At 69.0% G+C, this 20,045-nt stretch carries 16 protein-coding genes and 2 tRNA genes; 6 read left to right on the top strand and 12 right to left on the bottom strand.

All coding sequences use genetic code 11. The features are described 5' to 3' along the window. Positions 1-16: 16 nt before the first annotated feature. The 6 genes from M1L60_RS32880 to M1L60_RS32855 form a co-directional block, all read right to left on the bottom strand. Positions 17-463, bottom strand: coding sequence for a roadblock/LC7 domain-containing protein (locus M1L60_RS32880; RefSeq protein ID WP_253241445.1), 447 nt, complete (start codon positions 461-463; stop codon positions 17-19). Between the two features lie 14 nt (positions 464-477). After that, positions 478-2,727: a sensor histidine kinase gene (locus M1L60_RS32875; RefSeq protein ID WP_253241444.1), complete on the bottom strand. Its 2,250-nt coding sequence runs from the start codon at positions 2,725-2,727 to the stop codon at positions 478-480. Continuing rightward, on the bottom strand, positions 2,714-3,760 hold the full coding sequence (locus tag M1L60_RS32870) for a hypothetical protein (protein ID WP_253241443.1): 1,047 nt from the start codon (positions 3,758-3,760) through the stop codon (positions 2,714-2,716). The genes M1L60_RS32875 and M1L60_RS32870 overlap by 14 nt, the downstream gene beginning before the upstream one ends. Positions 3,761-4,244: 484 nt before the next feature. Then, positions 4,245-5,057 carry a carboxypeptidase-like regulatory domain-containing protein gene (locus M1L60_RS32865; RefSeq protein ID WP_253241442.1) on the bottom strand — a complete coding sequence of 271 codons (813 nt, stop codon included), beginning with the start codon at positions 5,055-5,057 and terminating at the stop codon, positions 4,245-4,247. A gap of 279 nt (positions 5,058-5,336) precedes the next feature. Further along, positions 5,337-5,409: transfer RNA gene (locus M1L60_RS32860), tRNA-Arg, on the bottom strand. Between the two features lie 36 nt (positions 5,410-5,445). After that, positions 5,446-5,536: transfer RNA gene (locus tag M1L60_RS32855), tRNA-Ser, on the bottom strand. Positions 5,537-6,966: 1,430 nt separating this feature from the next. Between M1L60_RS32855 and M1L60_RS32850 the strand changes: the two genes are divergently transcribed. Then, positions 6,967-7,638, top strand: a complete 672-nt coding sequence (locus tag M1L60_RS32850; protein ID WP_253241441.1) for a hypothetical protein — start codon at positions 6,967-6,969, stop codon at positions 7,636-7,638. Here M1L60_RS32850 and M1L60_RS32845 read toward each other — a convergent pair. Further along, positions 7,599-8,366, bottom strand: a complete 768-nt coding sequence (locus M1L60_RS32845) for a CPBP family intramembrane glutamic endopeptidase (protein WP_253241440.1) — start codon at positions 8,364-8,366, stop codon at positions 7,599-7,601. The genes M1L60_RS32850 and M1L60_RS32845 overlap by 40 nt on opposite strands. Positions 8,367-8,461: 95 nt before the next feature. On the opposite strand from M1L60_RS32845, the gene M1L60_RS32840 reads away from it, so the two are divergent. Continuing rightward, positions 8,462-9,574: a globin domain-containing protein gene (locus tag M1L60_RS32840; protein WP_253241439.1), complete on the top strand. Its 1,113-nt coding sequence runs from the start codon at positions 8,462-8,464 to the stop codon at positions 9,572-9,574. Positions 9,575-9,578: 4 nt separating this feature from the next. On the opposite strand, the gene M1L60_RS32835 is transcribed toward M1L60_RS32840, so the two are convergent. Then, positions 9,579-11,108 (bottom strand): peptide deformylase, encoded by a 1,530-nt coding sequence (locus M1L60_RS32835; RefSeq protein WP_253241504.1) that lies wholly within the window; start codon positions 11,106-11,108, stop codon positions 9,579-9,581. Positions 11,109-11,400: 292 nt separating this feature from the next. Here M1L60_RS32835 and M1L60_RS32830 point away from each other — a divergent pair, with 292 nt between their 5' ends. Beyond that, entirely contained in the window at positions 11,401-12,201 is an 801-nt protein-coding gene (locus M1L60_RS32830; RefSeq protein WP_253241438.1) for an IucA/IucC family C-terminal-domain containing protein, read from the top strand. A 49-nt stretch (positions 12,202-12,250) separates the two neighbouring features. Next, positions 12,251-12,754, top strand: coding sequence for a hypothetical protein (locus M1L60_RS32825; RefSeq protein ID WP_253241437.1), 504 nt, complete (start codon positions 12,251-12,253; stop codon positions 12,752-12,754). Positions 12,755-12,932: 178 nt separating this feature from the next. Here M1L60_RS32825 and M1L60_RS32820 read toward each other — a convergent pair whose 3' ends face one another. Beyond that, positions 12,933-14,852: a DUF6311 domain-containing protein gene (locus tag M1L60_RS32820; RefSeq protein WP_438862181.1), complete on the bottom strand. Its 1,920-nt coding sequence runs from the start codon at positions 14,850-14,852 to the stop codon at positions 12,933-12,935. 306 nt (positions 14,853-15,158) lie between these two features. Between M1L60_RS32820 and M1L60_RS32815 the strand changes: the two genes are divergently transcribed. Then, on the top strand, positions 15,159-15,875 hold the full coding sequence (locus M1L60_RS32815) for a class I SAM-dependent methyltransferase (protein ID WP_253241435.1): 717 nt from the start codon (positions 15,159-15,161) through the stop codon (positions 15,873-15,875). Positions 15,876-15,944: 69 nt separating this feature from the next. Here the strand turns inward: M1L60_RS32815 and M1L60_RS32810 are convergent, their stop codons facing one another. Continuing rightward, positions 15,945-16,475, bottom strand: coding sequence for a YbhB/YbcL family Raf kinase inhibitor-like protein (locus M1L60_RS32810; protein ID WP_253241434.1), 531 nt, complete (start codon positions 16,473-16,475; stop codon positions 15,945-15,947). 321 nt (positions 16,476-16,796) lie between these two features. Between M1L60_RS32810 and M1L60_RS32805 the strand changes: the two genes are divergently transcribed. After that, on the top strand, positions 16,797-17,993 hold the full coding sequence (locus M1L60_RS32805; protein WP_253241433.1) for a sensor histidine kinase: 1,197 nt from the start codon (positions 16,797-16,799) through the stop codon (positions 17,991-17,993). 28 nt (positions 17,994-18,021) lie between these two features. Here M1L60_RS32805 and M1L60_RS32800 read toward each other — a convergent pair whose 3' ends face one another. Both M1L60_RS32800 and M1L60_RS32795 read right to left on the bottom strand, forming a co-directional pair. Then, a complete protein-coding gene (locus M1L60_RS32800) occupies positions 18,022-19,074 on the bottom strand; it encodes a C40 family peptidase (RefSeq protein WP_253241432.1) in 1,053 nt (350 codons plus the stop codon). Positions 19,075-19,310: 236 nt separating this feature from the next. Then, on the bottom strand, positions 19,311-19,820 hold the full coding sequence (locus M1L60_RS32795; RefSeq protein WP_253241431.1) for a DUF4352 domain-containing protein: 510 nt from the start codon (positions 19,818-19,820) through the stop codon (positions 19,311-19,313). Positions 19,821-20,045 lie beyond the last annotated feature (225 nt).

Genomic DNA, 20,045 nt, shown 5'->3' with positions numbered 1-20,045 from the left:
TCACTCCACTGGCCGCTCACATCTGGACGGCGCTATTGAGTTCCGCGATCAGCCCCGGGGTGAGGGTCGCTCCCGCCCGGCTGCCGAACAGCGTCATTTCGTACGCCACCGTGCTGAGGTTGGCCGACCGGCTCGCGATCACGCCCAGTACCGAACCCCGGCTGATCGTGGTGACGAGCAGATAGCCGTCCTCCAGGTCGACCACGATCCGGGTCAGGTCGCCCAGCCGATACCAGTTGGCCGTGCCCGCGGCCAGGCTGGTCATCCCGGACACCACCGCGCCGAGGCGGTCGGCGTCGCCCCGGTCCCGTTTGGCGGCCTTCGCCATCAAGAGGCCGTCGGAGGACACCGCGATCGCCAGCTCGACCCCCGCCGTTCTGGTGGTGAACGAGCCGAGAAGCCAGTTGAACGTCTTCGCCTCTTCGCTGAACTCGGCGACGGGCCTGGTGTGGGTGCTGTCCATCGCGCTGCTCTCCTTCACTGTCCGCTCCGGTGGGTGACCTCGTGGAGCGCGCGCGTCACGCCCAGGTCGAGCTGCTCGACCAGGGCGCGGGCCGCGTCCGGATCCTGGGCGGCCGCCGACGGCCCGGCAGCCCGGGGTGGCGGAGGCGGCTCCAGCTGGGGCAGCGACGCACCGGGTACTCGCCGGCTGAGGACGCGGCCCTCCGGCTCGGGCGCCGGGCTCGGCTGTCCGGGGCTGATCTCGAAGCCGTTCCACGTACGGCTGTCGCGCTGCATCACTTCGCTGAGCCGGGCCATCGCCCGGCGGCTCTCATGGGTCCGCGGTTCGGAGGCGGGCGCCGGCGTTGATCGGTACGCGGTCGGAACCATCTCGACCCGGGGAGCGCCCCCGTCGGGCGGCGACAGCGACGGCGCGGGGCTGGCCGGAGCCAGCCCGCTGAGGGTCACGTCGACGGTGACGCCGCCCCCGTCCGTATGCGACAGGGCGACCGTCAGCCCGTGGCGCCGGGCCAGGCGGCCGACCACGAACAGGCCGAGGACCTGGCTCGGTACGAGGTCGAGGCGCTCTCGGCGGGCGATCCGAGCGTTCTCCTCGGCCAGCCGCTCGTCGGGCAGGCCGATGCCCCGGTCGGCGACGACCAGCCGGGTGCCGTCCGGCCCGGGCCGGGCGCTGACCCGGACCCGAGTGTGCGGAGGCGAGAAGGTTGTCGCGTTCTCCAGCAGCTCCGCACAGATCAACACCAGATCGCGTACGAGGGCCGGCGCCACCCACAGGTCGAGCGGGATCTCGACGTCGACGCGGTTGTACTCCTCGATCTCGGCCAGCGCGAGCCGCACCACGTCGACCAGCCGGGCCGGCGTGGAGTGGCCCTGGTCCCGTTCGGCGCCCGAGATCACGACGAGGCTGTCGGCGCTGCGCCGCAGGCGGTTCGAGATGTGGTCGAGCTGGTACAGCTTGGCCAGGCGGGCCGGGTCGGCCTCCTCGTGCTCCAACTCGTCGATCAGGCCGACCTGACCGCCGACCAGATTTTGCGTACGCCGTCCGATGTGTCCGAACATTTCGGCGACATTGCGCCGGCTCAGCACCTGACGCTCGACGAGCTGCGAGGCCGCACTCTGCACGCGTTCGAAGACGCGCGCCAGGTCGCCGATCTCGTCGGAGGAATTGACGTCGAGGACCTCGATGCGTACGGGTTCGACCGGTTCGCTGTCGTCGTCGGCGATCCGCCGCAACTCGGACTCGCCGGCGTCGGCCACCCGCGCGGCCGACCGGCTGAGGCGGGTCAGGGGCACGGCGACGGAACGGGCCACGATCGCCGCGAGAATCAACACCGCCAAAAGCACGGCCAAAGCGAGGGCGCCCAACCCGTACGCAATTGTCAGTTGCTCTTGTCTTTGCTTGGCGACCAACGAGGTCACGTCGTCGACCAGGCGTTTCTCGACGAATCCGCCGAGAGCGCTGAACGACTGCAGCGCGGGGAAAAGCGTGGCGATCGGCAGCGCCGCCATCGTCCTGACCGGGTCGGCCGCGAACCGGGCGTCGAAGTCGTCACCGACCCGATCCCGGAAGGCCGCGGCGACCAGGTCGTTCAGATCACGCTGGGGCTGGGTGGCGAAGGTGGCGAACCGGGCCTGGTACGTGCCGAACTCCGCCCTTTCCTCGTGGTAGCGGACGGACAGCCGGCCGACGTCGCCTCCGGCCATGATGGCCAGCAGCGCGGTGCTCTCGGTGTTGGAATCGTCCATGCGCAGCACGGCATCCAGCGCGATGAGCTGCTGACCGGCCGCCGTGTCGGCATCGGCCCGCTGCACCAGCCCCAGCGAATCGATCATGCCGTCGAGCACCGGGGTGAACCCGTCGAGCACCTGCTGGGGCGGGATGTTCCGGGACCGCACCTGCTTGCGGACGGTGGCCAGCCGGCTCGCGCCGTCGATCTCGGTCCGGACGACCGGTGGCAGTTTGTCGCTCAGGTCTTGGCGCACGTCGACGATCCGGTCGATGACCGACGCGGTCTGCAGCGCGAGCGCGTCCTCGCTGACGACATCGAGCAGGTAGCCGACCGAGAGCAACCGTTCGCGCTGCATGTCCTGCAGCAGTGCGCCGACCCGGCCGGCCACGGTGGCCACGTTGTCGATGTCGGTCGCCCGGCCGGCGTCGGTGACCAGACCACGGACCACCGGCAGCACGAGCCCGACCATGGCGAGCAGCGGAATCATCACCAGCAGCGTCAGTTTGCCGCGGATGCGGAGCCTACCGAGCAGCACCGACCGGCTCCCGTCGTCGCTCCGGTTGGTCTTGGTGGACGGCCGGCTTTCGCCGGGCGGCCAGAGCGGCACCGATCGGCGCCGCCGCCAGCAGCACCGACACCACCAGCGTCCCGATCGCCAGCAGGCGGCGGAGGCTGAGCGACGAAAGCCGGTCCTCGAGCGCGATGTCGATCTGAGCCAGCAGCGCCGCCGACAGGTCCGCCGCGGCCGACTGCATCTCGGCCCGCGCCTTGACGACCCGAGCCACGTCGATGCCGCCCGTGCCCGCGAGCACCGGTGACATCAGGGGCAGAAGGTTGTCGATCGATCGGTTGAAGCGGTCGAGCTTGCTCAGCAGCGCGCCGCCCAGACTCCGGCTACCGGTGCCCTCCACGGCCAGCTGGACGTCGTCCGACAGGTCACGCGCGTTGCTGACCAGGTCGGAGTGCGCGGAGTTGATGTCGACCACCGCCTTGGCCCGATCGGCCGCGGGCAATCCGGCCGTGCCGACCAGAAGGTCGGTGTAGCGGGCGGCGGCAACGATCCCCTCGGGCAGTTCCTGGGCCGCGCCGTCCTGTAGGTAGTAGCTGTCGGCCTCGGGGTCCCGGATCAGCTTCGAGTTGTTGCGCACCTTCTCGATCAGAGCCAGCAACAGGTCGTTGGCGCCGCCATAGGCCGCGATGACCGATGTCGCGGTGCCGCTGTCGGGCAGAGACTCGATCTTGGCCCGCAGCCCCGCCCACCGCTCCTGGGTTCGCAGTCGTTCGCCCAGTTCGTTGTCGACAGCGGCGACCGCGTCGACCGCGTCGGCCAGTGGTTTCCGCGGGGCCTCGCTGTTGCTGACAGCGGCCGACCCGGCGTTCGTCAACGCGATCTCGAGCGGCCCCAGCGCCTGGATGTAGCGGACGCCGTCCCGCTCCAAGTCGGCGAAGTCCACCTGTTCACCGATCGACTGCCACACCATGCCGAACAGCAGGACCACCGGCAGAATCAACGCCAGCGGAAACAGCCGCCATCCGATCCGGCTCCGTCGACCCGCTCCTGTTGTCATGATCACTCTGCCTCAACCCGAGTGCCGCGCTACCGTTTGAGCCCCTGCGTCTGTGACAGCTGAAGGGCCGGACGAGGCGAACCTACTGGCGTTGGCGTACCCGGAATCTTGGATCATCGATCCGTTGTTGCCTCCGTCCAGTTAGGAGTTACTCCGCTTTCAGACGGCAACGGGGCGTAGTCCTTGCAGTACGCAGGGCCGAGTCATAAAATTCCGCGTCCCGCCCGCGGACGGTCGTGCTCACCTCGCCGGACGACCTGGCCGCCCGGCTGACCCAGACGCTGGTCCTGTTCGAACGCCGGCAGGAGTGGCCGGCCGCAGCCCGCGACGCGCTGCGCGGGCGCACTCGGCCGGTCCGGTTACCGGCCCAAACTGCGCACCGACCCTGACGTGGTGGCGCCGATCCGCGACCGTGTTCGAGCCCGCGCAAAAAGGCCGTGACCCTTGTTTCCTCAGGTCACGACCTTGTGCTCGGGCTGACGCGTCAGCGTTTGGTGACGGTGAGCGCGGTGAGGTTGCCGGTGGTGATGGTGGCCCAGGCCGGGGATACGGCGGTCTCGCCCTCGGCCCAGACCAGGACGGCATAGCGGCCGCTGCGCAGGCCCCTCAGGTTCAGGGTGCCGGTGGTGGTGCAACCGGAGCGGAGGAAGTAGCCACCGGACGCGTCGGCGCAGAACGCGGCGATCGGGCCGTCGGCGTTCGTGAAGGTCACGTCGAGGTCGCCGGTCGGGAAAAGCGAGTCGTTGACAACGGTGGTGCCACCATCGGTCACCGAGTACCACGTGGCGGCGGTCTCACGAGTCATACGCGGAGCCCACTGCTGGTCGCCGGTCTCGGCGAAGAAGAAGCCGATCCGGTAGCGACCGGCCGGCAGAGGCTCGAGCCGGTAGTGCCCGGACTCGTCGGTCACGGCCTCCGGGAGCAGGTAGCTGGGCGTACCGGAATAGGCCTTGATCTGCAGGCGCGCGCCAGCAACCGGAGCGCTGCCGTCGGCGGTGGTCAGAGTCCCCTCGATCACGCCGCCGGTAGCAGCCGCGGCATGCGCAGGAGCCGGAAGGACGGCCAGGGTGGCCAGCAGAGCAACGACGAAAGCCATGGATCGGAAACGATGCATATAGATCACCCTAGTCTTCGTCGCCTTCTCCGGGAGCCCGGCGTCGAGGCCCTGACCGGCGCAGAGTTCGACGAGTCGGTCGACGGCGGCCGGCTCGGCGGCCAAAGCGAAGAAGGCCCCCAGATCGGAGATCTGCGCGTCCTGGCCCAGCCGATACCCGTCCCCCACCGGCTTGAGCCGCACCGCACGCTGCCGGACCGGCCCACCTCGACCCCGCCCGCCACAACCGCAGCCCCCTTAACACCCGAACCCGTACCACGGGTGATCACGACGCATGATCCCTCGGCGCGGTTGAGCGTCGCAAAATTTCCGAAGGCCGAACGGCAATTCGAAGGGGTCACTCCAGGCCAGGCGGGACGCCGTCTCTGGTACTGCACCACGTCGCACCCACCGTCCGAAAACGACGGAAAACAGGAAAGGCCTGAACCGCGTTTCCGCAGCTCAGGCCTTCCAATGTTGCTGTGCGCCCGAAGGGACTCGAACCCCTAACCTTCTGATCCGTAGTCAGATGCTCTATCCATTGAGCTACGGGCGCTCGGTGCTTTGCCAGCATACACACCGGCTCTGCACGCGGAGACTCCGGGATTCGAACCCGGGAGGGGCTTTAAAACCCCAACCGCATTAGCAGTGCGGCGCCATAGACCAGACTAGGCGAAGTCTCCCCGGCGGCCCGTGAAGGCCACCGACGGTTGAGGATACCGGACCCGCTCGGCGCCGCACAAAGAGGTTGCCATCCTTGCGCGCGGCGGGTGGGTCGGAGGTGTCTCCAACAGGTGAAATGACGCTTTGGAGGCTAGGCTGCTGCGGCATGGAGGAGATCTCGCCCACTGATCCTCGCAAGGCTTCGCGCGCTCGGCCGTCGCGGGCGCCGTTCGAGACGGCGGGCGAGACGCCGCCGGACAAGTCTCCCGGTGAGCGTGCGCCGCGCCGGCCGGCCAAGGCGCCGCCGCCGGTCACGTTCCAGCCGCCGGGTGCCGAAAATCACCCTCAAGCGGGTACGGAGTCTTCCCCGCAGCCGCCGCGCAAGGGTTCGCCGCAGCCAAGTTCGCCCACGTCTGAGGGAACCATGCCGCCGGCGAAGAGGCCGCCGCGCGCTAAAAGAGCCAATCCCGTCAAGGCCACTCCGCCGGAGTCCGCGCCGCGTAAGGCAGCGCCGAGGAAGGCCGCTCCCCCCAGGGCAAACCCGGCCAAGGCAGCGCCCCCGAGGCCGGCCGACCCTGCGCCCGCCGATCCGTCTCCGGCACAAAACACCCAGGCCACGACAGCCCCGGCCGACTCCGCTCCGAAAGAAGTAACCACAGCGAGTCCGCCCCCGGCCAAGACGGCGCCGGCAAGCACGCCGGCAAGCACGCCTTCGGCCCGAACTGGCCCATCGAAGACAGCACAGTCAGGCTCTGCCGCGGCGAAGCCGGCCGCCCCAGCGGGCGCTACCCCGGCGACGGCGGCAGCAGCGAGGCCGGCCCCGGCCAAGGGTGCGCCGCCGAAGACGGCCCGGCCCCGGCCCGCGAAGAGGGCTGCGGATGCCGCGCCTTCAGTGGGGCCTGGGTCTGCGAAAACAGGCGCGGAACGCCCGGCGGCAAGTGCGGTGAACGTGCCGCCCGCCGCGCCGGCGCCGACGGTGCGGCCGTCGACTGGTGACGTCACTCCTGTTGAGCCCGCGCGGCCCGAGGCAACGGCAGCAACCAGCGCTTCTGCTGTCCCTACGCCCAGAGAAAAGGAAAGGACGGCGGAAGACGCTTCGGTGATCAAGCACACAAGGCCAGCCGACGGGCACAAGAACGCCTCGGATCTTGATCTTGAGAACGACGCCACGAAAGCGGACGCCGAGCTCGCTGAAGCGCCGGCCCGGGCGGCAACACAGGCCCCGGCAGCAGGCACGCAGGCAACAGAGGGCCAAGCCACCGAGGCCCAGACCCCGTCAGATGAGGCGCAGCCAACTCGGGCACCCGCGGCCAAGACGCCGACGGTGATGGCGCAGGCGACACAGGCACCAGCACTGGAGGCACAGCTAACGGAGGCACCGGCGGCCAGGTCGCAGGCAGTGGAGGCGCAGCCGACAAAGGCACCAGCAGCCAAGCCGCAGGAAGCGGAGGTGCGGCCGGTAAGGGAGTCGCAGGTCGAGACGTGGGGTGGGGATCGGTGGGCGAAGCTCGTGTCCGACCCCGTGCACGCGCCTGAGCATCTCGCGCTGGCCGCGGTCGAGATCATCGGGCCGCGCGCTCAGCAGTGGGCCGCGGCCACCAGCGCCGACTACCCGACCGCGGGACCGGCCGCCCTGGCGCGGCTGGCCGGTCGGCAGTTCACCCGCTTCGGCGCGCTCACGAGCGTCTTCGGGGCGGTTTCAGGCTCGTACGCGGCAATTGCTCTTCTGGCCGGCCGAGCGCTCACCGACGCCGAGCTGGTGCTGCATCTGGCCGCCGCCTACGGTCTCGACCCGACCGACCCGCGGCGGGCCGTCGACCTGCTGGTGATCACCGGTGTGCACGAGACGGCCGCGGAAGCCGAAGCAGCCCTCAAAGCCGCCGCTCGCGACACTCAGGGCGCACCCAGCGGCGACGCCGTCTGGCGCCTCAGCCGTCTGGTCATCCCGCAGGCCGCCGCCTGGACGGCCCTGCGGTCGATCAACCGCGCCTATCCCGGCGCCAGCCTGCTGGCCGCGTTCCTCTCGAGCACCACGGCCGCCCAGGCCACCACCGCCCGTGCCACCTCGTACTACCGGAAGGGTCAGACCCAGCTCAGCCACGACTCGGGCAGGGCCGTGTAACCCACGAAAGCCACCACATCCAGCAGCGTGTGCGCCACGATCAGCGGCATCACGCGCTTGTACTTGAGGAAGAACAGGGCGAACACCACCCCCATAACCGCGTTGCCGATAAAAGCCCCGAAACCCTGATAAAGGTGGTACGACCCGCGCAGCAGCGCCGAGCACGCGATGATCGCCACCGTCGACATGCCCCACTGCCGCAGGCGGGTCATCAGGTAGCCGACGACGATCACTTCTTCGAGTACGGCGTTCTTCACCGCGGCCAGGATCAGCACCGGCACCGCCCACCACACGGGTTGAAGGGCGGCCGGCACGATGTCGGCGTTGATGCCGAGCAGCTTGGCCACGTACACCAATAGCAGCCCGGGAATGCCGATGCCCGCGGCCAGCAACGCGCCCCAGCCCCAGTCGAAACCCGGCCGGTTGAACGACAGGCCGAGCTCGCGGCGCGGCGAGATGTGGTCGCGCAGCAACAGATAGAGCACCAGCACGACCGGCATCAGGTCGAAGGCGATGCCCAGCAACTGGTACGTGAGGTCGAGATACGGGCGGGCCGAGCGGGACGCGTTGAGCACCGCGGCCTGCTGCGACAGCGGCTGGTCGGCCGTCAGCTTCGCGATGATCGAGACAACCGAGTAGATCGCGCTCTGCCCCAGCGACAGCAGGAGAACGATGATGATCTCGGCGGTGAGGATCGGCCGAGTGGCCTGCTGGCGATCAAGGGTCACCCGCCAACTCTAGGGAACGGTCTCCCGCGGATGAATTGAGATGAGTCGCACGAGCCGTGCGTCGTCAATCTGACTGATCTGACCACCCTGAATGCATGGGAGACCTCGGACGCTTGCTCAAAGAGAGCTGGAGCCTAGTCGAGGAGCAACAGGACAAGGTCGCCGGCTACTTCTACGCGCGCATCTTTTTGTCCTACCCGGACCTGCGGGATCTCTTCCCGGTGCACATGGACGTGCAGCGGTCGCGGCTGCTGAACGCGATCGTCACCGCGGTGCAATCCATCGACGACGCCGACAAGTTCACCGCGTACCTGCGCGGGCTCGGTCGTGATCATCGCAAGTTCCACGTGGAACCAGAACACTACGAGGTCGTGGGGGGCGCATTGATCGAGGCGATGCGGACGTACGCCGGCGAGCAGTGGAGCGTCGAGTACGACCAGGCCTGGGCCGACGCGTACGCCAAGATCGCCTCGGTCATGATTCAGGGCGCCGACTCCGACAGCGAGCCCCCTTACTGGTACGCCGAGGTGGTGGCCCACGAACGCCGCGCCACCGACATCTCGGTCTTCACCGTTCAACCCATGCAACCCCTGGACTTCCGGGCCGGCCAGTACGTCAGCATCGAATGCCCCCGAATACAACCGCGGCTGTGGCGCCCGTACTCGATCGCCAACGCTCCCCGTCGGGACAACACCCTGGAATTTCACGTACGAGCCATCGGCGCCGGCTGGGTAAGCAGTGCTCTCGTCCGTCGCCTCGAGGTCGGCGACATGGTTCGTCTGGCCGCCCCCATGGGCACGATGAACCTGGACCGCCGCTCGACCCGCGACACCGTCTTCGTCGCCGGCGGCACCGGACTGGCCCCGGTCAAGTCATTGCTCGAGGAGCTGACCCGCTACAACCGGACCCGCTGGGTGCACGTCTTCTTCGGGGCCCGCAACCGCGAGGATCTGTACGACCTGGCCGAGCTGAACCGGCTGGCCGCGCGCTACCCGTGGTTGTCGGTCGTGACCGCGTGCAGCGACGACCCCACCTTCCCTGGCGAGCAGGGCAACATCTCGGACGTCGTGGCCCGCTACGGCCCGTGGAGCGAGCACGACTTCTTCGTGAGCGGCTCGGGCCCGATGGTCAAGGCCACCCTGAAGACGCTCACCGAACTGCAGGTGCCGTCGATCCGCGTGAAGTACGACAGCTTCTCCGACCTCTGAGGCGCTAGTAGACCCAGGGCCGCCCGCTCTGGTGGTAGTCCGGCACCAGGCTGGACTCGGCGTTCATCCGGTCGACGTAGAGCCGGCCCTCGAGGTGGTCGATCTCGTGCGCGACCAGCCGGGCCATCGCCCGCTCGAACGTCGTGGTCACCCGCGTGCCGTCGGGCCGGGCGTGCTCCACGTCGAGCCGCAGCGGCCGCCGGACCAGACCGCGGTAGTCGAAGAACGACAGGCAGCCCTCGTACTGCTCGTCCCGGTCGGCCGACTCGCCGACCACCCGCGGGTTGATCAGCACCTGGGGTTCGGCGTCGAGTTCGGCCGAACGCACCACGGCCACGGCGGCCGAGCGGCCGATCTGCGGCGCCGACAGCCCGACGCCCTTGGTGAAGTCGTGCACCTGCTCGAGCCGGGCCAGTGCCGCCCGCAGCGCCGCCACCACCTCGCGGGCCTCGAGCTCCTCGCGGGGAAGCTGGTAGTGCCGGGCCCGCTGTCGCAGCAGCTCGGAGCCGCGCTGCACGATGCCGATGCCGCGCATCTGGCCCGACGCGCGGGGCTGCCCGTTGCCGTTGCTCGCGGGCGCCAGCGCCGGGAAGGGGGGCGCGCCGACCCCGCGGAACCGCCATTCGAGCCGGTAGCGGGCGTTGAGCTGCGGCGTGTCGGTCGACCACTCGAAGACCGCGCGGTCGCTGTCGTCGTGGCGCTCCATCGGCGTACGCACGGGAACTTCAGCCGCCAGGGACGTTTCGACGCCCCAGACCTGCGGGTCGAACGACGCGGGGAAGTCGAGGCGGACGGTGAGGCGGCGGGTGGGCAGCCGCACGGCCCGCTGGAACCACTGGCCCCACTTCTCCACGCCGACGGTGTATTCGTACTGGATGGTGGTCCGCTCGCCCGGATAGAGCGCGAACTGGCCGCCCTCGTTGGCGAACAGCAGCCACACCTCTTTGCTGGCGTCCCGGTCGAGCTTGATCCGCCAGTCCATCGGCTCGACCGCGTCGCCCTCGCCGGCGCAGGCGTTGAACGCCATCTCGTCGAAGCTCAGCGGGTGTTCCCGGTGATGGCGGTTCGAGCCGCTGGGGTCGTTCGGGTAGCGGTCGACCGCGATCTTCACCAGGTAGCGGGTGACGGGCTCGGAGCCGGCGTTGTAGAGCGCACGCCGCACCCGGCAGCGGTAGGTGCCGTCGGCGTACCGGAGCTCGGCCACCTCCCGTTCGACGATCAGCCCGGTGCCCGGGGGCAACCACTGCACCGGTACGGGGGGATCGCGGTGCAGGGCCGTGCCGCGCGCATGCCGCAGCTCGTCATACTCCTGGAAGCGCTGCCAGATGACCCCGCCCGCGCCGAGCACCGCCTCGGCCCGCCGGGCGAAGTCTTCGGTCGGCTTATGTCGCCGCCCCTCGACGTGGCTCACATAGGAAGGGTCGAAGCCCATGCGTGCGGCGAGCTGCTTCTTGCTCATGCCGCGTTCGACCCGCCAGTGCGCCAACGCCGTCACAAATTGATCAGCGGCCCGCTCGACGGGCGAGGTGGTCATCATCGATGTCCCCTTCGCGACGAGAATTTCAGTGTCGCCGCCGCTGGTGTCCGGATGGTGCTAGTAGCGAGTACACGACAGATACCTTGACGAACCAGGCAACGTACGCGCGGCGGGTTAGGTAACCCTTGCGTAGGGTATTCGTCCGAAAGTTCTACTTGGTTAGGCTAGCCTAAGAGGTGTACGGTTGGTCGTCGTCACGGAGGCGTATCGGCCGCCGTGGTCCCTATCTATTCGGCGAGGTGAATGCGGTGACCACGGTTACGCTGGCGCCGCAGAGCGGACACACACTGTGACCACTGCTCTCGACCGCGCGACACGCACCGTCACCGCACCCCAGCCCCTGGGCCCGGTCACGGCGACCCTGCGCGCCATGTTCGGCACCAGCACCGAGTTGCCCGGGGTTGCGCCCGACCTGCTCGTCCACGACACCACCGGCTGGCTCCCGGCCCGCACCCTCACCGGCGACAACCTCACCACCCTGCTCGACTCGGCCCGCCGTCGCTGGAGCGCGCAGCCCCACGCCGCGGCCGCGCTGGCCTGGAAGGCGTACACGTACTGGCTGGCCCTGCCGGCCGTGCTGGGCTGGGCCTCGGCCCGCCGTGTCCCGCTGCTCACCGCCGACGACGTGCTCGTGCACTTCGCCGACCCGCGCCCGCTGGTCACCCTGGGCCTGCGGGCCGACATCCCGGTCGCAGTGCTCCCTGGCGACCCGATCGCCCTGGCCGGCCACCCCCAGGTGCGGGTCGTCGCCGACGAGACCGAGCTGCTGGCCGAACTGCGGCGCTCCCTGCTCGACGAACACCTGACCCCGCTGCTCGACGCCCTCCACGGCCAGGTCCGCCTGGGCCAGCGCACGCTGCTGGGCTCGCTCTCGTCCGGCGTCGCGTACGGGGTCCTGCGCTCGGCCGACGTCCTGCCCGGCCGCTCGGTCGAGACCATCGCCCAGCTGAACCGCGCCCTCGGCGTCGAAGACCTGATCGAACTGTTCCCCGACGCCACCGGCAAGCTCGACGTCCAGCGCAAGACCTGCTGCCTGGCCTTCACCCTCCCCCAGCCCAAGGTCTGCAAGGGTTGCTGCATCAAAAGCTGACAGGCCTCCGGCGTCGAAGCGGTTCGGCGATAGTTCTACAGTGCCTTGCGTGAGACCCTTCCAATTCGTGGGTGGCGCCGGCCCCCTGGTCGTCGCCTACCCGGCTGACGTCCTGCAGCCGGCCAAGGTCGACGAGATCTCGACCGGCATCCTGCTCGCGGGCCTGGCCGGGCGCAGCATCGTCAGCGTGCATCTGGGCGCCAGGGTCCACGAGATCCAGCCCGCGCCGCCCGGCATCTTCATGGGCTCTGTGTTGTACGAGAAGGACGGCTCGGCCGGCCCTGACTTCGCCGCGCTGACCGAGCTCGGCTCACTCTCGGCGTCAGTCCGCTACCTGCAGGCGCTGGGCCACGACAGCGACGAGAACCTCGACTGGCTGACCGGCAACCACAAGGGCGCCCTGGAAAAGGCCCTGGTCGACGCAACCAAGTCCCGCGACGAACTGCTGGTCGAAGCCGACCTCATCGTCCAGCGGCACTGGCCCCGCATCCTGCGCCTGATGCAAGACCTGGCCTACGCCGCCGGCTCCCACGGCCCCATCGAGGCCTTTTAAGTCGCGGAAGGGCTCGGGCTCGGCCGGGATCCGCTTGGACATCAGGCAGAACTCGTTGCCCTCGGGCCATGACCTCGGGATCGCCGCAGTCGATCACCATGTCCCCAATGCGGCTCGCCATTCCGGCACCCTGGTCGGCGTCACGCCCGACTGGGGGCATGACGCCGTACGAGGGTTTTCAGCCGATGTCGGGGCCGGTCAAGACGGCGTCGGGGTCGTCGACCAGGTGGCGGACGTCCCAGACCCAGGCGCCGCCGGTCCAGGTGGGCTGGTAGCCGAGCAGGCCGGTCATGGTGCGCAGCATCTCGATGTCGCGGACCTGGGGGGTCAGCACGACCGCGCCCGCCTTCCAATAGCGCAGGTCGGCCAGCGTCATCTCGCGGCGGGTGTCGTTGATCTCGGGGATCGGGTTGCCCTGGCGGATCGAGGCCATCAGGCCGCTGGTCGGGCGCCACGGCGGCGCGAACAGCGCGGTGCGGTCGCCCGGGTTGAGCGGGTTCTGGTTGGGCAGCAACGCGTACGCCCCGGCGATGCGCATGTCCTGGCCGGTCACCGCGGTCCAGCGCAGCGGGTCGGGGTAGCTCGAGTCGGGCAGCGGCAACGCGACGACCGTGTGGTTGTCGTCGACGAACTGCTTCCAGGCGCCCGACGTCACGAACTCGGGGACCGGCGCCATCGGGGCCGTCTTGAGCGGCACCGGTACGAGGGGCACGAGCGCCATGGCGACGGCCGTGATCATCGCGACCCGAACCGGGCCGCGGGCGGCCGGCTGGGCGCGGATGAGGTCGATGGCGCGCTGCACCCCGAGGGCGAGCAGGATGCCCACGATCGGCGCGATGGCCATGGCCCACCGGGTCGGCACGGCCGAGTTGAGCACCGGAACGCTGTGCAGAACAGCCCAGATGCCGGGGATGCCAGTGTTGATGCCGTTCAGGAAAATACGCGGTCCGAGCGACATCGCCGCGAACAGAACCGCGATCCCGCCCAACGTGAGAACCGCCACCGAACGGCGCATCCAGACCAGCAGACCGACGAAGAGAATCATCAGACCCCAGCCGAAGAACGCATTTTCCTCGGCCGGGTTCTGGGCCAGTCGTTCGGCGATCACCGCATTACCGGCAATGGAGTGGCTCGAATAGGCGGTGAACGAGCCCAGGTCGGCGCCGAAGTTGCGGACGAACTGCGGCAGGCCGTGGTAACTCTGCGGACCGAAGAACTGGACTGCCAACGGGTAGGCCAGGACGGCCAGCGTGACGGTGCCGGCCACGGCCAGGCCCCGCAGGAACCGGCGGGTCTCGCCGGGGTGCGTCTTGCGCCGCGAGATGGCCAGGATCAGGCAGAACACGCCCAGTCCGACCGCCGTCATGAAGAGGATCTCGAGGTTGATGAACGCCTGCCAGATCAGCAGCGCGGCCATGATCAGGCCGTTTCGCACGGCCCGGCCGGGCTGCCGCAGGCGCAGCGTGCGCCAGATGATCAGCGGGACCAGGAATTGCGAGACGATGTTCGGGTGACCGCCGGCGTGCGAAACCATGCTCGGGGCAAAGGTGCAGAAGAGAGCGCCGACCCAGGCCGCGAGTCGCGATGAGACGAACGCGCGGGAGAGCACGAAATACCACGAGATACCGGTGAGTGCCAACGCCAGAGTGAGAAATAAGTTGAACGACACATGGGGGCCGAACAACAGCGTGACCGGCGTCATCGGCAGCGATATGGCCAACACCGAGGTGTTGGCCATCATGTTCACCCCATCGGGGTAATTCATGCGATCGGAGAAGAACGGATATGCGCCATCGGTGAGCACGCGGGCACCATGCGCCAGCATCCACTCAAAGAAAGCCTGATCCTGCGGATCGTCGCGCAACTGATGATCGAGATTCAGCCACAACGGCGCTGTGAGATAGAACGCGACAACGACGAACGTCGCTGCCGCCACCATGTCGCGCCAGTCCGGCCGGCGCCGCCACCAGGGTTTAGCAGGCCTCCCGACCTGCTCCGGAGCCGCTTCGACGTCGGGCTCGACCGTGGTCGGAGAGGTCGTCGGAGCGTCTGCGCCGAGCGCGATCAGCTCGGCTTCGAGCTCGTCGGCTTCGGTCACTTGACGGGGCGGCAGCACGTTCCCGCCAGCCGGCTGGCCTGTCGAGTCAATACCCGTAATCGTCATAGCGTGGGCGAGCCTAACCGAGGTTGGTAACGTTGCTGTGACGAGCTGCCCACGCGTGATCGAGCCGATATGAACGTCGTATTCGGGGCCGAACCGGCGGGAGTACCCAGGTTCGCCATGTATCAATCAGGCAAATAATGCGGGCCGAGGACGGCCTCAACTTTCGGATACGCGCGCCGGATGGTTAACTCGTCCGGTCCCGCTGTCAGCTCGGATCGGCAAGACGAGGGAACCTTACATATGGCAGACATCACTGGAGACCAGCGGATCCAGTCCGAAGTGCTCGAAGGCCTCGCCACGGCCGTGAACCACCGCCGGTGGTTCGTCGAGCTCGCTCTTCCGTACCTCGGGGACAACCCGATCGAGATCGGTAGCGGTCTCGGGGATTACGCGATCGAGTGGGCGGAGCACCTCCCGCGGTTCACGGCGACCGAAGCCGACCCGGACCGGCTCGTGCTGCTCAAGGAGCGCATGGCCGACTACCCGAACATCGACGTGCGGCAGATGCTGCTGCCGTCGCCCGACGCGAACGGCGAGTACAGCGCCGCCGTGTCGTACAACGTGCTCGAGCACATCGAGGACCACGTCGGCGCCCTGCGCAGCATGGCCGACCTGGTGCGCCCCGGTGGCCGGGTCATCATCATCGTGCCCGCCTTCATGTTCGCGATGAGCAACGTCGACATCGCGACCGGGCACATCCGCCGCTACACCAAGAAGACGATGCGCGCGGCGATGAGCGACGCCGGTCTCGAGATCGAGAAGCTGCACTACGCGAACGCGCTCGGCCTCATCGGCTACTACGGCGCGACCAGCATCTTCAAGCTGGCGCCGAAGGAGGGCCCGATGGTCAAGGTGTACGACTCGCTCGTGCTGCCGGTGACCAAGGCGGCCGAGAGCATCATGAAGCCGCCGTTCGGGCAGTCCGTCTTCGTCGTGGCGCGCACGCCCTCCGCCTGACACGACACCGCACCAGGCCGCCGGGTCACTCCGGCGGCCTTTTCGCGCGCCTCACTGTCGTACGGGAAATCAGGCCTTGACCTGGAAGGTCGGCCGCACGGTGGCGCGGGCCAGCGTGTGGAAGGCCAGGTTGAAGCCGACGTAGGCGGGCGTGGCCTCGGCCGGCACCTCGAGCTTGTCGACGTCGATGGCGTGCACCGCGAAGACGTAGCGGTGGGGCCGGTCGCCGGGCGGCGGGGCGGACCCGCCGTAAGTGCGCTCGCCGTAGTCGTTGCGGACGCAGAACGCGTCGTCGGGCAGGGGATCGACGCCGCGTGGCAGCTCGGTCGTCGAGGCCGGCAGGTTGACCAGCACCCAGTGCCAGAAGCCGCTGCCGGTCGGCGCGTCCGGGTCGAAACAGGTGACGGCGAATCCGCGGGTCTCGGCCGGGAAACCGGACCACGCGAGCTGGGGCGAGAGGTTCTTGCCGCCGGCGCTGGTGTGCGCGAACAACTCGTCGAGCGGCCGCCCGTCGGTCACATCGGTGCTGGTCAGCGTGAAGGCCGGGACCGGAGGCAGGATGTCGTACGGATCCGGGGCTTCGGCGCGGTCGAGGCTCATGGCGATGTCCTCCGGCGAGATTCGGACCTTCTCCGCACGAACAGTAGTCCGTCCACGTATCGCCCGCCTTTCGCTCACGTGACGGCGCGCTGTCACCCGATCGGGCGGACGCACAGCTGGTGCGTACGTAAACCGGGGGGCCGGGTGATGCTTCTGTCTGACATCCGACCGGGTGTGAGCGGCAGAGATCCCCGCGTCTGGTCGAGATAGCAAGTCGGCACCCGCACTCGATGCGGGTGCCGACTGCTGTTCCAGGACGTACGCCCGCAGCTGTCCGACGAATCAGGCCATATCGGGTGCGGGGAGTGAGACGATCGGGAGATGAGGGCTCCTTTGCCTCCCGATGAGCCCGGCCGGCTCGCGGCCCTGCACGACGCTCAGGTGCTCGACACCGGGCCGGAAGAGGACTTCGACGACATCGCCCTGCTCGCGTCGCAGATCTGTGGCACGCCGGTGGGTCTGGTCAGCCTCGTCGACCGCGACCGGCAGTGGCTCAAGGCCAAGGTCGGCACGGAACTCGTCGGGATGCCCCGCGACCTCTCCTTCTGCGCGCACACGATCACCTCGCACGACCTGCTCGAGGTGCCGGACGCGAGACAGGACGACCGGTTCGCCGACAACCCGGGGATCGAGTCGCTCGGCATCCGGTTCTACGCCGGTGCGCCGGTGGTGCTCGATGGCACGTACGCGGTGGGAACGGTTTGTGTTCTCGACCGGGAGCCCCGGGTGCTCACCACTGCGCAGCGGCGGGCCCTGCGCAGCCTGGCCCGGCACGCGTCGGTGCAGCTGGAGCTGCGGCGATACGCCCGGCACGCGGGCGAGATCGCCGACCGGATGCGTCAGGTCGACCGGATGAAGGACACGTTCCTGGCCACCGTCAGCCACGAGCTGCGGACGCCGCTGTCGACCATCCGCGGCTATCTCGAGATGCTGCTCGAGGACGACTTCGACGCCGAGACCTCGCGCCGCTTCCTGTCGGTGATGTCGCGCAACTCCGACCGGCTGCTGCGGCTCATCGACGAGCTGCTGATGGTGGCCAAGATGACCGAGGACCGCATCCAGCTCGACCTGGCCGAGGTGGATCTGGCCGACCTCGCGCACCAGGCGGTGACCGCCTGCCGGGCGCTGGCCGAGCACCGCGGGGTCAAACTGCGCGACCGCACGGCCCACCCGGTGCCGGCCCGCGGCGACGCCAAGCGGCTGGCCCAGGTGCTCAACCACCTGCTGGTCAACGCCATCAAGTTCACCCAGCCGGACGGCGAGATCACGGTCGACTCGATCGCCGAGGGCGAGCCCGAGCTGCTGATCACCGACACCGGGGTGGGCATCGCGGCCGAGGAGCTGCCGCACGTCTTCGACCGGTTCTACCGGTGCACGGCGGCCGAGGTGATGGCGGCTCAGGGCCCCGGTCTCGGCCTGGCCATCGTCAAGTCGATCGTCGACGCGCACCACGGCAGCGTGCACCTGGAGAGCGAGCCCGGGGAGGGTACCTCCGTGCGACTGACCCTGCCCCGCTGAGACAGCAGGACAGGGTCAGTTCGTACGGTCAGCGGGCAATGCGCGCCGTACGCAGGCCGGAGTACACCTTGCGGTAGACCACGCCCGTACGGTGGTTGCCGGCGTCGATCATCATGCCGCGGCCCATGTAGATGCCGACGTGGCCGGGCCCGACGACCAGGTCGCCGGCGCGGGCCTGGGCCCGCGAGACGGACCGTGAACGGGCCGCCTGCGCGCCGGACGAGTGCGGCAGGCGGATGCCGGCCAGGGCGTACGCCCGCTTGGTGAAGCCGGAGCAGTCGAAGCCACCCGGCCCCATGCCGCCGCTCACGTAACGCTTGCCGACCTGGGACCGGGCGAATGCGATGACCGCGGTCATCCCGCTGCCCAGCTGCATGACCCGCTGCCCCTGGGGCTTGGACTGCGCGTGCCGGACGGTCACCGAGCGCAGTTGGCGCGACGAGTTCCGGTCGTAACTCCGGCTGTAGCTCCGGTTGTAGGTCCGGTCGAAACTCCGGCTGTAGGTCCGGTCGAAAGCTCCCGGGCTCTCGGCCGCCAGCTCCGCGACCCGCTGAGCGTCCCGCAGAGCGCGCAGCTTGGCCTTGCGCTCCTTCAGGGCCCGGCGGGCGGCGAGCTCGCGAGCGGTCCGCTCGGCCGCCGCCAGCAGGGCGTCCGTGTCGGCCTCGACCGGGAGGGCCTCGTCGACCTGGGCCGGATCGCCCCGCAGGCTGTTCCGGACGTCGACCGCGGCCTGTGTCTCGGGCAGACGCAGGGCCTCCCGCTCGTCCACGACGGCCAGCTCCACGGCCGTACGCAGGGCCTGGCCGCCGTCGGGAGCGGCGAACGGGTTGGCCCGGAGCCGGGCCTCGGGCGCGGCCCGGCGGGCCAGCGAAAAGCGCCGGGGGGTGGCGCGGGAAGCACGCTCGGCAGTCTTGGTGCGCTCCTCCAGACGGAAGTTCTCGGGACCGACCGGGTTGGCGGGCGGCACAGCCTCGGCGGCGTGCTCAACAGGGTCTAGAGCCGGTGAAATAACGGCCAGCGCGATCGCGCCGGCGGTCAGGGCCCGGCTCGGGGACGGACAGTGCAGTGTTGCCTCCGACATCGGTCCGGGGCACTCGCGCGAATCCCTTCGGCGTGGCAATAGCGTGCGCCGCGCCGGCGCCACCCTCGGGAGGGCAGCATGGGGAACCCGGACTACTCGTTAATTCCGACGACCATGCCAACACACGACCGGAATGTTTCGGGGCCGAAATCGCACAATCACCCTCGCCCATCGGCGAAAAGAATGCGATTTACGCACTCGATCGGTGACGGTGGATTTTTGATATATGCCTGTGATCAGGACAACGGCACCCGGACACCCGTACTGTGCGGCGACTTGTGCAGCATGAAAACTGCGAGCCGAGCCCCCTTCGGCACGTCGAACGGGAGCACGCCGTACCGGGTCGCACCCGGCGGGATCCGGTCGAGGAGCGACGGATCCTGATCGTTGACGAATACCGCGGCCTGTTCGGCCACCCTATGGGAGCGGCCGTGCTCGTCGACCGCGCGCTGAGCGCCCGGGTCGAGCAGGCGAGGCTCCCTCCCCGTGTTCCGCACGGCCATGGTGACCAGGCAGAACTCACCCTCGGCGGCCAGCGGCAGGTCGGCCGGGCCGACTGTCGCCGCGCCGCATTCGGTTTTGCTGATCGAGACGAAAAGCGTTCCCTCGGAGGCGGTGACGACCGGCTGCGCGGGGGCAGCTTCCACCGTCGCCGCGGCGATCTCGCCGGCCGTGGCGGTGGGCGTCACCGGCGCGACCGTCTCCTCGCTTGTCCCGTACGCGAAATATGTCCCTACCCCGGCCATCAGCAGAACAAACACCCCGGTCGCGACCCACGGCGCATTCCCGCGCCGGGGAGCACGCGGGGCCGGCGCCGAAGGCGCGGTCCGCGCGGGGCGCAGCGGCGTATTGGTCACGAGACCTCCTGGTGTCGCTCGGCCGATCACTCGGCCGGAGTTCCACCATGCTGGGAGGTTTGATCACGCAAACGGCCACACCACGCCGCAAAAAGCGGACAAAATAGGAGTAAC

This window comes from Paractinoplanes aksuensis, from assembly GCF_024137025.1.
In the GTDB taxonomy this organism is placed as follows: domain Bacteria; phylum Actinomycetota; class Actinomycetes; order Mycobacteriales; family Micromonosporaceae; genus Actinoplanes; species Actinoplanes aksuensis.
Note: the sequence above shows the minus strand (reverse complement) of the source record. Positions and strands in the feature narration are given on the sequence as shown.